This is a genomic window from Ruegeria sp. AI3 (assembly GCF_056541245.1).
In genome coordinates, this window is the sequence record NZ_JBQFYA010000005.1 from 102,117 (window position 1) to 115,982 (window position 13,866).

14 protein-coding genes and 1 tRNA gene are annotated in these 13,866 nt (G+C 55.4%); 8 read left to right on the forward strand and 7 right to left on the reverse strand.

Annotated elements, in window-relative coordinates; translation table 11 throughout:
• The first annotated feature begins 179 nt into the window (after nucleotides 1-179).
• From ACRZ95_RS09865 to ACRZ95_RS09880, 4 genes are read left to right on the forward strand one after another with little or no spacing between them, the layout of a single operon-like run.
• On the forward strand, nucleotides 180-1,418 hold the full coding sequence (locus tag ACRZ95_RS09865) for an oligosaccharide flippase family protein (RefSeq protein ID WP_170678394.1): 1,239 nt from the start codon (nucleotides 180-182) through the stop codon (nucleotides 1,416-1,418).
• On the forward strand, nucleotides 1,415-2,329 hold the full coding sequence (locus ACRZ95_RS09870; protein WP_170375782.1) for a glycosyltransferase: 915 nt from the start codon (nucleotides 1,415-1,417) through the stop codon (nucleotides 2,327-2,329). Before ACRZ95_RS09865 ends, ACRZ95_RS09870 begins: the two co-directional genes overlap by 4 nt.
• A 20-nt stretch (nucleotides 2,330-2,349) precedes the next feature.
• Nucleotides 2,350-3,336 carry a glycosyltransferase family 2 protein gene (locus ACRZ95_RS09875; protein ID WP_170678396.1) on the forward strand — a complete coding sequence of 329 codons (987 nt, stop codon included), beginning with the start codon at nucleotides 2,350-2,352 and terminating at the stop codon, nucleotides 3,334-3,336.
• A gap of 13 nt (nucleotides 3,337-3,349) precedes the next feature.
• Nucleotides 3,350-4,261, forward strand: a complete 912-nt coding sequence (locus ACRZ95_RS09880; protein WP_170678398.1) for a glycosyltransferase family 4 protein — start codon at nucleotides 3,350-3,352, stop codon at nucleotides 4,259-4,261.
• Between the two features lie 299 nt (nucleotides 4,262-4,560).
• On the opposite strand, the gene ACRZ95_RS09885 is transcribed toward ACRZ95_RS09880, so the two are convergent.
• From ACRZ95_RS09885 to ACRZ95_RS09895, 3 genes are all read right to left on the reverse strand, one after another.
• Nucleotides 4,561-5,019, reverse strand: coding sequence for a hypothetical protein (locus ACRZ95_RS09885; RefSeq protein ID WP_170644373.1), 459 nt, complete (start codon nucleotides 5,017-5,019; stop codon nucleotides 4,561-4,563).
• A 292-nt stretch (nucleotides 5,020-5,311) separates the two neighbouring features.
• Complete coding sequence (locus tag ACRZ95_RS09890; RefSeq protein ID WP_170644371.1) at nucleotides 5,312-6,433, reverse strand: linear amide C-N hydrolase; 1,122 nt, start codon at nucleotides 6,431-6,433, stop codon at nucleotides 5,312-5,314.
• A gap of 246 nt (nucleotides 6,434-6,679) precedes the next feature.
• A complete protein-coding gene (locus ACRZ95_RS09895; protein ID WP_170644368.1) occupies nucleotides 6,680-7,168 on the reverse strand; it encodes a MarR family winged helix-turn-helix transcriptional regulator in 489 nt (162 codons plus the stop codon).
• A 103-nt stretch (nucleotides 7,169-7,271) separates the two neighbouring features.
• Here ACRZ95_RS09895 and ACRZ95_RS09900 point away from each other — a divergent pair, with 103 nt between their 5' ends.
• The 4 genes from ACRZ95_RS09900 (at nucleotide 7,272) to ACRZ95_RS09915 (ending at nucleotide 10,316) form a co-directional block, all read left to right on the forward strand.
• Nucleotides 7,272-7,640, forward strand: a complete 369-nt coding sequence (locus ACRZ95_RS09900; RefSeq protein WP_170678400.1) for an antibiotic biosynthesis monooxygenase family protein — start codon at nucleotides 7,272-7,274, stop codon at nucleotides 7,638-7,640.
• A 37-nt stretch (nucleotides 7,641-7,677) separates the two neighbouring features.
• Nucleotides 7,678-8,121 (forward strand): hypothetical protein, encoded by a 444-nt coding sequence (locus ACRZ95_RS09905; RefSeq protein ID WP_170678402.1) that lies wholly within the window; start codon nucleotides 7,678-7,680, stop codon nucleotides 8,119-8,121.
• 649 nt (nucleotides 8,122-8,770) lie between these two features.
• Nucleotides 8,771-9,277 (forward strand): helix-turn-helix domain-containing protein, encoded by a 507-nt coding sequence (locus tag ACRZ95_RS09910; protein WP_170678404.1) that lies wholly within the window; start codon nucleotides 8,771-8,773, stop codon nucleotides 9,275-9,277.
• A complete protein-coding gene (locus ACRZ95_RS09915) occupies nucleotides 9,255-10,316 on the forward strand; it encodes a site-specific integrase (protein ID WP_170678406.1) in 1,062 nt (353 codons plus the stop codon). Before ACRZ95_RS09910 ends, ACRZ95_RS09915 begins: the two co-directional genes overlap by 23 nt.
• Here ACRZ95_RS09915 and ACRZ95_RS09920 read toward each other — a convergent pair whose 3' ends face one another.
• The 4 genes from ACRZ95_RS09920 to ACRZ95_RS09935 all read right to left on the reverse strand — a co-directional run bounded on the left by ACRZ95_RS09920 (nucleotide 10,317) and on the right by ACRZ95_RS09935 (nucleotide 13,835).
• Entirely contained in the window at nucleotides 10,317-12,170 is a 1,854-nt protein-coding gene (locus tag ACRZ95_RS09920; protein ID WP_480554893.1) for a 7-cyano-7-deazaguanine synthase, read from the reverse strand.
• On the reverse strand, nucleotides 12,145-12,663 hold the full coding sequence (locus ACRZ95_RS09925; protein ID WP_480554895.1) for a hypothetical protein: 519 nt from the start codon (nucleotides 12,661-12,663) through the stop codon (nucleotides 12,145-12,147). The genes ACRZ95_RS09920 and ACRZ95_RS09925 overlap by 26 nt, the downstream gene beginning before the upstream one ends.
• A gap of 395 nt (nucleotides 12,664-13,058) precedes the next feature.
• A tRNA-Thr gene (locus ACRZ95_RS09930) sits at nucleotides 13,059-13,134 on the reverse strand.
• A 317-nt stretch (nucleotides 13,135-13,451) separates the two neighbouring features.
• The gene (locus tag ACRZ95_RS09935; RefSeq protein WP_170554180.1) at nucleotides 13,452-13,835 is read right to left on the reverse strand and encodes an MAPEG family protein; all 384 of its coding nucleotides are present in this window, start codon (nucleotides 13,833-13,835) and stop codon (nucleotides 13,452-13,454) included.
• Nucleotides 13,836-13,866 lie beyond the last annotated feature (31 nt).

Sequence of the window (13,866 nt, forward strand, 5' to 3'; positions counted from 1 at the left end):
CTGCATCTACAGCTACGGCAGTGTCTTGATATGCGTCAGACCGGCATCGGGATTGCCGTTTATCCCATTCGGATAGGGCCCTCGCCGGATGGTTCGTCTGGCTGTCCGCCCGCGTCTGGGACAGGGAAGTCGCGGCCAATTAGAACTGATCCCAACACTGTTTTTGGACATTTGGCGACATGACTCAGCAATTGGCACATTCCGGTTTTTTGCGGCACCTGCTGGCCTATGCGGCGTCCGAAGTGGCTGCAAAGGCGTCGCGCCTTGTGGTCGTTGTTGTCGTGGCCCGCAGCCTCAGCCCCGAGGCAATCGGTCTGGCTGCTGCTGCCCTTGCGGCAGGGGATATCCTCAAGGCGCTGACCGAGAACGGCGTAGGGCAGAGGATCATCCAAGCCCCTCAGGCTGAGTTGGAACAGCGCTGCAACACTGCGCATCGCATCTTCTGGGTCTGGTGCGGGGCGCTGTTTTCGCTGCAGCTGGCTATCGCTGCGTTCCTCTACGCGATAGGGCACGAGACGCTGGCGCTGCTGCTCGCCATTCTGGCGGGAGAGTACCTGTTCATGCCCGCCGGTCTAGTACAGGCCTCGCTTGCGATGCGTGAGGGCAAGCTGCAGCAGACCGCCGCCATTGCCGGAGGGCAGGTGGTTGGAGCGAATGTCATGGCGGCGCTACTGGCGCTGCTCTGGGCCTCGCCGCTGGCTTTGGTGCTGCCCCGCTTGCTGGCTGCTCCGATCTGGCTGGTCCTGATGCGCCGCCTGCGTCCCTGGGCGTTGGACACCAAACAAGGATTTGCCGCTCTTCGCCCCTTTGTTGGGTTCGGCTGGGCCGTTCTGGGCGTCGAGATAGTCAAAGTTCTGCGTCTCCAGGCCGACAAGCTTGTCGTCGGCGCGATGCTGGGGGCCGAGAGCCTTGGCATCTACTTCATGGCTTTCAACGCTGGGCTCGGCTTGGCGACATCTTTCACGCAGGCCTTTTCAGTTGTTCTTTTCCCACATCTTTGCGCAGCCCTGGATAAAACCAAGGCGCTGCGTCATGGGCTCGGCACGTCCCTCCTGGTGCTGAGCCCGTTGGTTTTGCTGCAAGCCGCGCTTGCGCCGGTCTATGTGCCGCTGCTGCTAGGGGCCGAGTGGCAACAGATTTCACCGGTAGTCTCGGTCTTGTGCCTTGCCGCATTGCCCAGCGTCATCTGGTCAGCCGTGGCCGGATGGCTGCGGTCCGAGAACCGCGCGGTTACCGAGCTATGGGTCAGCGCGGCCTTGGCCTTCGCATTGATCCTCAACACCGCGATCATAGCGCCTTTCGGGCTGATGCCAGTGGCGACCGGGTACCTGCTTACGAGTGCTGCCGTGATGCTAACGGCCTCTTGGGTTCTGCTGCCTCGGGATCACAAAACAACAGAAAGGCTCGGCTTCCAATGACCAACTTTACGATTATCGTGCCGTTTCACACCGATGCGGATACAATTGCCGACACGCTGACCAGCATTCGCGCGCAAAGCTTCACGAATTGGGAGGCGATCTGCGTCGGCGACCGTCCTTCAAGCGCGTGCCTGTCCATCGTGCTATATCACATTGCGCAAGACCACCGTATCCGGGTCGCCAGCAGCCCCTTCGATGGCCCAAGCGTTGCCCGCAACTATGGGGCCGAACTGGCCAAGGGAGACATACTGGCGTTCTGCGACGCGGATGATCTGTGGCACAAGGACAAGCTGGCGCAGCTAAACGAAACCTTCCAATCCTCCTCGACGGATGCTGTTTTTGGGCAGATCCGGTTCTTCACGGATCGGCCCGGAGATTCTCAGACAGGTTCGACCGTTCCTGACGCACCCCTGACCATTCAGGACCTTTTGGCTGAGAACCCGGTCTGCACCATGTCCAATCTTTCGATCCGCCGTGAGGTCTTCAACGAGGTCGGCGGGTTGGACACGAGAACGGTGCATAACGAAGATTTGGAACTGCTGATCCGCGTCGCAGGCGAAGGGTTCACCATCAAAGGGGTCAATCAGTTCCAAGTCTGGTATCGCACCAGCACCGGGGGCTTGTCCTCGGACTTGAACGCAATGCGCGCTGGGCGGGCCTACGCGGTCAAAACAGCCGCATCATATGGCGTATTCCCGTCCCGGTCGTCCGAGGCCGTCTATCTGCGCTATCTCGCCCGCCGAGCGCTGCGGTTGGGACATCAGGGTCAGGCGCTGTCTTACACAGGCAAAGGCTTGAGTCTGCATGCGCGCGGTTTCCTGCTGCCCCTGCGCCGAGGACTGCCTACCGCCGCAGGGGCCGCGCTGGCCCCGATCCTGCCGCAAGCGATCAAACGCGCGTTGTTTTCATGAGAATTCTGAAGGAGATCACCATGCCCACAGCATCCATCGTCGTACCCGCCTACAACGCCGAAGCAACCTTGGCCGAAACGCTCGCCGCACTGCAGGCGCAAACCTATGACGATTTCGAAATCATCATCGTCGATGATGGATCGCAGGACGCGACCGCCGGGATTGCCCGCACGCACCAATGCGACCCGCGCGTACGACTTGTCGGGCAAGCCAATCGCGGGCTGGCGGGGGCCAGAAATACCGGCATCGCTGCCGCGCGGGGTACGTTCATCGGCTTTTGCGACGCCGACGATCTGTGGATGCCCGAGAAGCTGGCGGCTCATATTCACCATCTCAAGGCCGCACCGGATGTGGGGGTTAGTTACTCCGGCAGTGCCTTGATCGACGAGGCGGGGTGCGCGATGGGGATCAAACAAGCACCCCGCCTGAAGGATGTGACCGCAGCACATGTTCTGAACCGCAACCCAATCGGTAATGGATCGGCGGCCGTTATTCGAAAGACGGTGCTGGAGGCTCTGGCCTACCGTCCGAGCTTTGAAACCCAGCGGGATTGGGTCTTCGATGAGACCTTCCGGCAGTCCGAAGATATCGAATGCTGGATGCGGTTGATGTTGAAGACCGATTGGCAGATCGAAGGCGTTCCGGGGCTTCTGACCCACTACCGGATCAATGCAGGCGGGCTTTCGGCGGCTTTGGATCGCCAGTTGGAAGCGTGGGAGCGGATGGTCGCGAAGCTGCGCCCGCTGAACCCTGAGTTCTTTGCCCGGCACGAACCCTCAGCTCGTGCTTATCAGCTGCGTTATCTGGCGCGGCGGGCCATCACCAACCTAGACCGGGACACAGCTTGGGAGTTGTTTGTGCGAAGCGTTCAGGAAAGTCCCAGCCCGGTGCTGCAGGAACCTCTGAAATCGTTCAGCACTTTCGCCGCAGCCCTTGTGTTGAAAACGTTTGGACCCGGCCCGATCACACGGCTGGGACAAATGAAATCCAAACTGCAATCGATCTGAGAGAGGCGCCATCATGGAACAGAAAAAGATCCTCCACCTGGTAGACGACACCACAGCGGGTGGCGTGATGCGGATGCTCGACCATCTTTTGGCGCAGTCAGATCTGTCCGGCGCGGTCGAGCAAAAGGTGTTGAAAGTCAAACGGACCGCGTTTTCTTGGGGCAAACTGAATGCGGATGTCATCGTGTCCCACGTCGTACCAAGTTGGAGAAGCCTGCCCGCGTTCTCATCGCTTCGCGCAATGCATCTGGACACTCGACTGGTCCATGTCGAACACAGTTACACCCGGGCATTCACCACCCTGAATGTCCCACACAAACGTCGGTTCTTTGCGATGCTGCGGGTGATCTATTCCTTCTTCGATCAGGTGGTCGCGGTCAGCCATGCGCAGTCGGACTGGATGAAGGAACGACGCCTGGCTACTTCGGAAAAGCTGATCGTCATTCCTCCAACCGTTGATCTTGAGCGCTTGTCACGAAAGGCGATACCTCCCAAGTCAAGGACCACAATTGGTGCCATCGGGCGTTTGGAACAGCAGAAAGGGTTCGACATCCTGATCCAGGGTTTTCGGTCAACCCGAACGCCGGAGGCGCGCTTGTTGATCTTTGGCGAAGGCGGTCAGCGTTCATACCTTGAGGCGTTGGCAGAGGGTGACCTGCGCATCGAATTTAGGGGTCATGCCAAAGATCCAGCAGAGGCTTATCAAGCCGTCGATATCATTGCGATTCCCTCGCGTTGGGAGGCTTATGGACTTGTGCTGGACGAAGCGCTTGCCGCGAAGCGCAATGTGATCGCCAGTAAAGTTGATGGGTTACGTGACCGTGAAGGAGATACGAGAGTTTCATTCTGCAACCTTGACCCTTATGATTGGCGACTTGCGATCAATAATTTTCTGCTTTCCAACACTATTGAGAAAAACAGCTGAATCAAAATTTGACACTGGATCTTTTGCGTTTTTGCCGAGCCATTCGCTGCAAAATCAATTGTGATTTCAAAGAAATTGCCTGAGTCCAGCTTTGCGTTTTGTGCGCGAGCCTACTTAGCGCAGTACATTTTGGTGCCCTCTTTGGACTGGGAGCGGTCATTGCCTTGTGCTAAGTGGACGGCAGCTATGTCCGCATAGCAGTCCCTCGGACAGATCACAGCGAACGACAGCAGCGAGCCCAATGCGGGCTTTGCCAACCTTTCAAATCAGCATCATCCCCGACCATTTCAGTTCGAGTTTCAATCCCTAGCGGGCAAGGCAACCTCGCCTTCCCAGTCAGAAATACGGTGCGGTAGCGCCAGGAATTTTGACGCCACACGTGTTTTGGTCGTTCCACTTCCAGTCATCCCCGAATATTTGCCGGTAGAGGAAACTATCCGCCAGTTGTTGACGCCGAAGGCAACAACCTCCCATCTCATGGTGAACGTGTCCTCTTCTTCACCATAAACACAGACGCCACCGCCGCTGACACCGCTGGGTCCGCCGAAACCCGAGCCCACGCACCGGACAAAACCAGGATCGATTGGTCCCTCGTCAACGGTATAAGTCCCATAGTTGTCCTCTTTCCAGAACACGTCCTCGCCCGCGGAAATTTGCTCTTGGTTGACGACATAGAAGTTCGTTGCCGACACTTTCTCTGCAGCAGTCAGACAATGAGGTGCAATGAGAACTGCGGGGATTAGCATTGAACGCAACATGTTGTTTCCTTCGACAATGGGGCAAAGCCAGCATGATAGAGCCTACGAAATTTATTGCTAGGAAAGGAACGCATAGCCGGACCTGAAAAGTCAGCTTCGTCCCGCATCTCAGAGATTGCAAAGCTTGGTGATGAAGGTCCGCTTCGGGCTGCCTCCAGTCAATAGTGCGAATAATGGCGAACGCGACTTAGATCCTAACGCCGCTTATTCGCTGGAGCGGCAAACTCTCTATTCCGAAGTTGTATTGGGCCGCAGCCAGCGGTGATGCCGCCACGGCCCGCGTGGTATTGCGTCAATTCGTTGGGGTCACATCGACCAACGTGGGTTCGCGATCACCGCTAGTTTCAAAGCTGATCATCTCGTCTCCCATAGCTTCGAAGTCAATCTGCTTCATATCAACCATGTGCACCGTTCTGTCGTACATCGTGTGATAGTAGTAGACGAGGTTCAGAGAGTCCGCAGCGGTCGTGATCTGTGTTGCGCTATAAAGCAGGTCATCCGATTGTACGTCGTCTTGGGCACCCTCAGCGGCATCGGCAGGAATGTTGAAGTTGTCCAGAATACGGAACGCCTCGCGCACGGTGTCATAGCCACCTTGCGTTTCCCGCGCTGTCTGTGAAAAGGCGACTGCACGGACAAAGCGGGATGGGGGTGTGAAGTCACCAGGCAGCCCTATCATGCCGCTCCCGGCGCCAAGGGGCGCGAAGGTCACGCCGCTTGCCTCAACTTCCGGAAGCCCGAGTGCTGACAGGTTTACGTAGTTGTTTAGGTTGGTCATGTGCCAATCGTAGTTTGGCGAATTGGTGATCACCCCAAGCGGAGCATCGAAAATCGTCAGTTCGCCATCAATGTACTCTACAACGATCCTTCCGCCGAACCGGTCAGCAACCAACATATGAAATGGGAAGGGAAAACCGAGAGTCTCATCCACGACCCCGACCACACGGACATTCGCCAACCCGGTGGCAACCTCTTCAACCGTCTCAAACTGGGAAAGAACATAGCTGGCGAGCAAATCGCCGGGGATCGTGTTGTCAGCTAGGTCGGGATCGTAGTCCTGATACTCGGTAAAGCCGGGCAGATAAAACAGTCCGGCGGTCAATCCGGCTTCGTTGATCCCATCTGCGGGAGCCCCATGATCCAACATGCTGATACCGACCATCCCAAAACGACCCGTCCAGTTTGCTCCGTCTTGCCCATCTGGCATTCCGCCTGCGGAATACGTGAAACCTCCGGGAATAATGTTGATCTTTGTCTCAAGATCGAATGGCCCCCACTCGGCGGTCCTAGCGCGAACGATGCTTCCATCCTGCCCCGTCAACATGATGCCAGTACATCCCCAAGCCATCGATACTGAAGCCACAAAGGCTATGGTCGCTTTCGGCAATGTTCGAAGTAACTTGAAATGACGCATGGTCGTTCTCCAATTGGACTGATCTGATCTCATGAACTCACTCGACCAAGCTACCACACCGGTTCTCAAGTTGAATGACGTTTGCATGATCTCTAAATAGGCGAGAAAGTCCGCCTATTCCGTCCTTCGGACTTTGCAAAGTCCAGTCGGAAATGTCTGCTTCGGGCTGCCTCCAGCCAATTATTCGAGAGGTAGCGAAGGTCGACTACGAGCCCAGATTGACCGATGCTACACTCGGTATGAGTGTCAACTTTGGGTCGGGCTCTGATCTAGTCGCGTTGCGGCTTCTTCGAGACGTGCCTTGAGACAGCCAACAACATTTTGCGCTGTCGCAATGTCATCTGGCGACAGGCCTTCTGAGAGTTTATTCACCCATGGGATTTGTCTCGCAATCGCGGCTTCGTACAACTCCTGCCCCTTTGGGGTCAGTACGACTAAGTGCGCCCGCTTGTGGTGTGGGTTCGACTGAAACTCCACCATGCCTTCTTTGCTCAATTCATTGATGATCCGTTGTACGCCCTGCCGGTGAACGCCCATCGTCCGTGCATGCCAGGCAACGGATTCCGGTCGATCAGAATAGGCGATGGCACCAAGAATCTGCCATCGAGCACTTGTTAGACCAAGTTCTGATACGAGGCGATCACCGGCAAGCTGCAATCGACCGTTCAACCGAAACACATCCAGTATCAAGGCTGTCACGGCTTCTCCTTCTTCAGTCCTTCGCGCATCCGGCATGTCGATTCCTCATTTCATTTGACAACGTATTGTCATTATGTTTGGTGCTTCCTAAATATGACAACATGACACCATAATGAATCCACTTTCAAGGAGCACCGAAATGGTGAGTTTCAAACCGCTCGACCCTGAGTTTCCCATTGAACGGCAATTGGGCATCGACGCTGGACCCGTCGTTCTCGTCAATCTCTTCACAGTCGATCCCGATGACCAAAACGCCTTGGTTGAAGCTTGGAGGAGCGATGCCCAATGGATGAAAAAGCAGCCGGGTTACATCAGCACTCAACTGCACAAAGCCGTTGGGGAGGGCAGTATATACCTGAACTACGCGATTTGGGAGTCTGTGGCAGATTTCCGCGCCGCGTTTTCAATCCCCGAATTTCAGCAGCAGCTCAGCCACTATCCCTCAAGCGCTGTGACAGCACCCCACCTGTTCGAAAAGGTTGCGGTGCCAAATTGTTGCACGGCCTGACAAAACCCTTTGAAAAAGCCCATTTGAGGGAACCGCAATGAAAACAAAGATTCACGCCATCGCTGGCGGCATCGGTTTTGTGATGATCCTGCTTTTTTGGACATCGACGGTCGTTAGCGAACTCTTTGCGACCCATGAAACAGTCGCAACCGTCAAAGCATTGATCCTTAAAGGTATGTTCATTCTAGTTCCAGCAATGGCAATTGCTGGCGGATCGGGCACGGCAATGGGCCGGAAACGCAAGGATGCGCTTACAAAAGCCAAGAAAACCCGTATGCCGATCATTGCGCTGAACGGCTTGTTAGTCCTCGTACCGGCCGCTTGGTTTCTGGCTGGCAAAGCCACTGCTGGCGAATTCGACAGCACGTTTTATACGATTCAGGTGATTGAACTGATCGCTGGGGGAGCAAACCTCACGATGATGGGATTGAACATTCGTGATGGCTTGCGAATGACCGGCAAAATTCAGAGGCCTCGCTGAAAGCTCGATGCTAGTCCAACCACTGGCGAAATTGCCGAGATTCGAGCAAATGCAGCGAACTAATGCTATGTCCGCTTGTAGGGATTTGCAAAGTTCAGTTTGGAATGTCCGATTAGGGCTGCGAGCGGCCTGATGCGGTTGCAAAAACTGGGTTGCGGCAAGAAGTCTGCAAAGGGCTCGAAGCCGTCTTCCAAGCATTTTTGATTAACGTCAGCTTTCGGGTCGTTTGCAGCCGCTGACTCCCTGCGATTTGGGTGGCAAGGTCACGCATTTTTGCGGATGCGTCACACCTTTCTGATTCAAGTCACATAATATCAATGATTTAGCCCTGGCATGTGTCACGCCTTTATTGGCGGTGGCCACAGATTTCTGAACTCCGAACCCTCACTTTGTTCAACAGAAGCGGACCGAACTTCCTCGTGCCGCAGAGAACAGTTGAGGTTGATGTGACCAAGTTGACACAAGATCAGCTGGCGGAGCGGTGGCACATGTCGCCGCGAACGCTAGAGCAGTGGCGGTGGCTCGGAAAGGGTCCCAGGTTTTTGAAGATCGGCGCGCGCGTTTTATACGATGAAGGCGTGATCGAAGCCTATGAAGAGGCCCAGATCTGCCAGAACACATGCGGACCAATTTCCGGGGAGGGTGTGTAATGGCAAAGTCCTTCCCCTCACACAAAGTCAAATCGCACCTTGTCTACACAGTCTGGGAGGTGGCGGACGTTTTGGGCTGTCATCGCCAGACCGTCATTCGCTGGATTTGGAACAACGGACTTGCGGCTGATACCAGCAGCAAGCCTTGGTTGATCGAAGGACATGTGCTCAAGAACTTCCTCGGACAAAGACAACGCAAGGCGCGGTGCAAGTTGGCATTGCATCACTGCTACTGCCTCAGTTGCAGAGGTCCGCGTGAACCTGACGGCAAGATTGCGGATTATGTTCAGGAAACAGCTTCCAGCGGCCGCGTAACAGCCCTCTGTCCGACGTGCGGTGCGGTCATGAACAAGATCATTCGCCGTTCAGATCTGGAAGCCATTCAGGCCAAACTGGAGGTCACACTTCAACAAGCCTCCCCAAGATTAGTGTCCTGTACCGAAACTCATTCAAAAGTGACCTTGAAAGAGGAGCCCGAGACCCATGCCAAAACACACCTCGGATAACCTGCGCATCAAGCGCAAACACCTTGTCTGGCTGAAGGACGCAAAGGGGCTGTCGCAATCTTCGATCGACAAAGCTGCAGCGTCGATTGCCATCTATGACAGATGGCTCAAAGGCAAGGACTACAGGGCGTTTCATTCAGAAAGGGCGCGCGCGTTCAAACGCCATCTGCAAAGTTTGCGCAACGAACGCACGGGCGCCCCATTGTCGGCTGCCACGATAAACGGTGTGTTGCGCGATGTAATGAAGCTCTTTGACTGGATGGCGGACCAACCGGGGTACAAGTCAAAGATCTCACGCTCAGACATCGCCTATCTCACGCCGGACCGCAAATCGGAACAGGCCCGTCGAAGCACCCTGTGGAAGCCGCATCCGTCCCCTGAACAACTAAACCACCTGTTGTCCCACATGCCTGCAGAAACAGTGGTCCAGCGCCGTGACCGCGCCCTGATCGCCTTCCTTTTCTTGACCGGATCACGTGAAGGTGCCGCCATCACCCTGCGGCTGGGTCATGTCGATCCAGCCAATAAATGCGTGCAGTTTGACGGTCGTTCCGTGGATACAAAGTTTGGAAAGTCCTTCACGACCAGTTTCTTTCCCTTAGGTGATGATGACGAAAGGATTCTGCGAGACTGGATCACGGAGCTTCGTCAGGACCATCTTTTCTCGGACACGGATCCTCTGTTCCCCAAGACGCGCGTAGCTGTTGGCCCGTCCAGACGATTTGAGGCAGTAGGTATCGCGCGCGAGCCGTGGGCCGGCCCGTCGTCTGTGGCCAGGATCTTCAAGCAAGCTTTCGTTAACGCCGGGCTGCCACCGTTTTCGCCGCACCGCGTGCGAGATACGATCGCAGAGCTGGCAAAACTTCACTGCAGGACACCAGAGGACTATAAAGCCTGGTCGCAGAACATGGGACACGACGACGTGATGACGACGTTCAGCTCCTATGGTTCTGTTTCACCTGGCCGTCAGGTCGAACTGATGGGGCGGTTTCGCCGCCGTGGACCGTTGCCAGACGAGGACGCGGTTATTGATGAATGATCAGCTCCGGTGACGCACCCGAACGACCACGCGCTCGGGAGCAAGCCGGTATCCATGCCAAGGGAGATTTTCAATCAACTCTTGGGGCTTATCAACTGACAGGCCAGCGGACTCCAATCTCCCTGCAAGCGTTCTGCGAGCAGTCTGAATTCTCCGTCTAACGGCTTCGTCGGATTCAACGCCTAATTTTTCAACGAGTTCGCCAGATTTCACGCAGTGATGGTCCATGGGTTCGAGACATTCACCAGCAGAACGGAGCCACTCTTCAGCCAAGACCACTAACAGGTCAGCTGTGGCATTTTTCTTAAGCTCAACATGTTCGCCGATCACAACCAAACGGGAGGCTTTGTCGATTTCTATGGACAGCGGAAGTTGCTGTTTCTCGTTTTTATCAACTGAGGCCGCAGGTACGAACGGCAAGGTCAAGGCGCTCTGCATCGCACCATATAGTCTTGGCAAACTCTGTTCAGGGAACTCACCGGGTGACTTGCGTTCGAGAGTTCTGCGCATGACAGATGTGACCGCCTTGCCGTGGCGGTTCAGCAAATCTGCGATCATCACCATGGCTGTGTCTGGCGGATTGTCGAGGTAATTGACCGCATCCAACACAACGGGGAAATTTCGGATCAGTGCATCTGGCGTGGCGTTTTCAAACAACACTGCATTGCGCACATAGGACAACGCCATCTCCCGGTCGATGCCGTTCGGTCGAGCGTCCGACATCAAGTCCACGCGATACGCATCTTCAGGGTCAAAACGTTCAAGCCCTATTGAGAGCATCGCAAAACGCCGATCGATACACTGCGAACAGCGACCGCAATGGAAGTATTGATTGGTTTGATTATGCACATCCGCGCAACTGCGCGTCTCGACAATTTGATCTGCCATCCCAAGTTGGGAGATGCGCTCCACGACTTCAGCTTTAGTGCGCGCGAAGTAGGGATTGTCGACGCGCATATCGTTCTCGAAAACAAGCTGCAGAAAACCGGTCAACAGGTTGAGTGCCTTAGGATGGGTCGTTCTCGTCGCTCGCGTTCCAATGACACTGCCAACCGGCGGCAGGTTGAGGCTCACAACGCCGTTTTCATGGAACGACAAGCGGTCCAGTCCGAAGGCCTTTGCAGTGATCGACCCAAGTACCGCGAACAAGAATGAGCGCGTGCGATGCGTTCTTTCCGCAGTCGATCGACCCTTCAACTGGGCGCTCATGGGAATGTGACGGCACTTTTCCGGTCCGTACCGTTTGCTCAACGCTGAGATCAGCCGTTTCTGGACCGGCGCTATTTTCGTGGACGAGGCATGACTGACCAAAGCAACCCGATGCTTCTGTTCCACGATTTCTTCCACAGCGCCCGCAAAGGAATCGAGCCCGCCGGAAAACATCAAGACACGGTGGGGCTTCCATGAACTATTTCGACCGAATTTGAAGAAGCGCGATCGCTCTGCATCCGGTTCGTCTTTGATCGAAAAAGAAAATTCAAAGCGATCGCCGGATAGAAACATCAACGTTTCTTCCAGAGCCTGTATTACGCTCTCACGTTGCCAGAAATCCAGATCGCGTACCGGCATGGTGGCTACGAACCGTCTGTGCCACTTCTCACCCATCTTCTGATCTGCCAAACCACCACGGCTGACTGCCGCGTCCGCGCAATAGACAAGCGCGGCAATCTCCAGCAAATCGAGCACACGATCCTGCAATCCCTCGACCAATTGACGGTTCAATTGTCCAATCCGTAGCGTCATTGCGACTTCGCGGCCAGCAATGTCGAGACGCAGGACTTCATCACCGCCGCTTTTTGTCAGGGGCGGCAACCATCTGACTTCAACTTCAGGCAACGGCGCGACGGCGCCCAAATTCCGAGCGCATCTTTTTGAACGCGTAAGCTGTGAACTTGTCTATTGCATCGCGATCAAGCGCCTGCTTCTGCCAGACGGTTTTGCCATACCAGCCGCCCGCATATTCTTCGACGATTCTTGACACTTCAAATGTGTGCTGGGCCAGGGCTTGTTGAAATGCCACTCGCTGTGCATCGGTTGAAAAGCGTCGATCCTCGCCAGTGTGATTGGCGAGTTCCCGGCTCAGATAGTAGTCTAGAGAGCGGTATGTCAGCCGGGCAAAGAAATCCCGCGCGAGTCTCGCAAATGCATCACCCACGGCGAAACTCGCGAGTGCTTGGCGAATTTCTTGCGGTGTCGGTTCAAACAGCGATGGCAACCGGTCGTGCAGCTGAACGGAAAGGCTTTCCAAGAGCGCGGCCTTCGCCAATTCGCCTGCATCTGAGGAACCTCGGAGATCAAAACTGTTGCGATCAACAACGCGTTCCAATCCTGCAAGCAGTCCTGTCACAGAGTTAAGCTCTGATCTGTCGATTCCGAGATCGACCAAAGCGTCTTCGAAGCCAGGGGCCCTCGCAAGCAAAGGCAACCGCACCAGAAGATCACTTACAAATTGAAACCGAGGGTCACGACTCGCCCGTTTAAGATCTTTGTCGGATGCATCCGCTGCGGCCTCGGCGATCTGTTCGACCGGCGCATTGGTTGCGATCAGATCAACGACCTCGCGCCACTTCCTGGACCGAGGCAAAGTGCCAAGCCTGATGTGTCCCATCCGCTCCTCCCTTGCCTGAAGAGCCATTCAACCATCAGGCGAATGTAAAGGGAAAAATGGCGGCCTTCGCTTACCCTGCGCTTACCCGAAGCGAGTGTTAGGCATGAGATCGCCTCGTAAGTCTTTGAAAACAGTGGTGCCCCCACACGGACTCGAACCGCGGACCTACTGATTACAAATCAGTTGCTCTACCAGCTGAGCTATAGGGGCACTTTTTCAACTTGGTCCTTCAGTGCAAAGCCAGATCTTTTTGTTCAGATCAAGCCACGAAAGGCTAAGTTTCAAAAGTTAGGGCGCTACCTTGAACATTTTGGTCTATGTTCGTTGGGCAACGGCCAACTGGATGAGCAGGCGTATATGGCAAAATTTTTTGGCCCGCAACCCGCTAATTTACTCAGTTTGCAACGTTGTTCATACACTCCGATTTTAACTGGAGGCAGCCAATGGAACCGTTGGCATCCTTCCGTCGTAGCTTGATCGCATCGGCTCGAAAAATATAGGCGTTCGCCAAAAAACGGATGCTTGGCTCAAAGCGCCAACACGAGGTTCGCAATTGCCGCAACGAGGATAGCTGTGAAGGTCAGGACCATCCCGATCTGGCGCAGAATCACGATCTGCGGGCTGCGGCCAAAGCCGTAGGCGTGCGACAAGCGACCGCCCAGCAGGCAGAGGCCCAACAGGTTCAGCATCAGCGCTCCGGCACCCTGAAGCTCGACCATGGTGATCAGCAGAAGGGCAAAGGGCGTGTATTCGATGAAGTTGGAGTGCGTCCGGATCACCTTGAGCATGTCCGGCTTGCCACCATCGCCATAGGAGACCTTGTCACTGCGGCGCTGGCTGATGACCAGGAAGCTCAGAACAATGTAAAGGATCGCCAGCAACGAGGCGTAGATTGGGGTGATGGACAGCATCGTGTTCCTCCTGAGTAGAAAAAGGCCGCCC

Bases quoted from the DNA above. Each gene is read 5' to 3' on its own strand.
- ACRZ95_RS09885 (WP_170644373.1), bottom strand. From the start codon at position 5,019: ATGTTGCGTTCAATGCTAATCCCCGCAGTTCTCATTGCACCTCATTGT.
- ACRZ95_RS09915 (WP_170678406.1), top strand. From the start codon at position 9,255: ATGCCAAAACACACCTCGGATAACCTGCGCATCAAGCGCAAACACCTT.
- ACRZ95_RS09875 (WP_170678396.1), top strand. From the start codon at position 2,350: ATGCCCACAGCATCCATCGTCGTACCCGCCTACAACGCCGAAGCAACC.
- ACRZ95_RS09935 (WP_170554180.1), bottom strand. From the start codon at position 13,835: ATGCTGTCCATCACCCCAATCTACGCCTCGTTGCTGGCGATCCTTTAC.
- ACRZ95_RS09895 (WP_170644368.1), bottom strand. From the start codon at position 7,168: ATGCCGGATGCGCGAAGGACTGAAGAAGGAGAAGCCGTGACAGCCTTG.
- ACRZ95_RS09910 (WP_170678404.1), top strand. From the start codon at position 8,771: ATGGCAAAGTCCTTCCCCTCACACAAAGTCAAATCGCACCTTGTCTAC.
- ACRZ95_RS09900 (WP_170678400.1), top strand. From the start codon at position 7,272: ATGGTGAGTTTCAAACCGCTCGACCCTGAGTTTCCCATTGAACGGCAA.
- ACRZ95_RS09880 (WP_170678398.1), top strand. From the start codon at position 3,350: ATGGAACAGAAAAAGATCCTCCACCTGGTAGACGACACCACAGCGGGT.
- ACRZ95_RS09870 (WP_170375782.1), top strand. From the start codon at position 1,415: ATGACCAACTTTACGATTATCGTGCCGTTTCACACCGATGCGGATACA.
- ACRZ95_RS09865 (WP_170678394.1), top strand. From the start codon at position 180: ATGACTCAGCAATTGGCACATTCCGGTTTTTTGCGGCACCTGCTGGCC.
- ACRZ95_RS09905 (WP_170678402.1), top strand. From the start codon at position 7,678: ATGAAAACAAAGATTCACGCCATCGCTGGCGGCATCGGTTTTGTGATG.
- ACRZ95_RS09890 (WP_170644371.1), bottom strand. From the start codon at position 6,433: ATGCGTCATTTCAAGTTACTTCGAACATTGCCGAAAGCGACCATAGCC.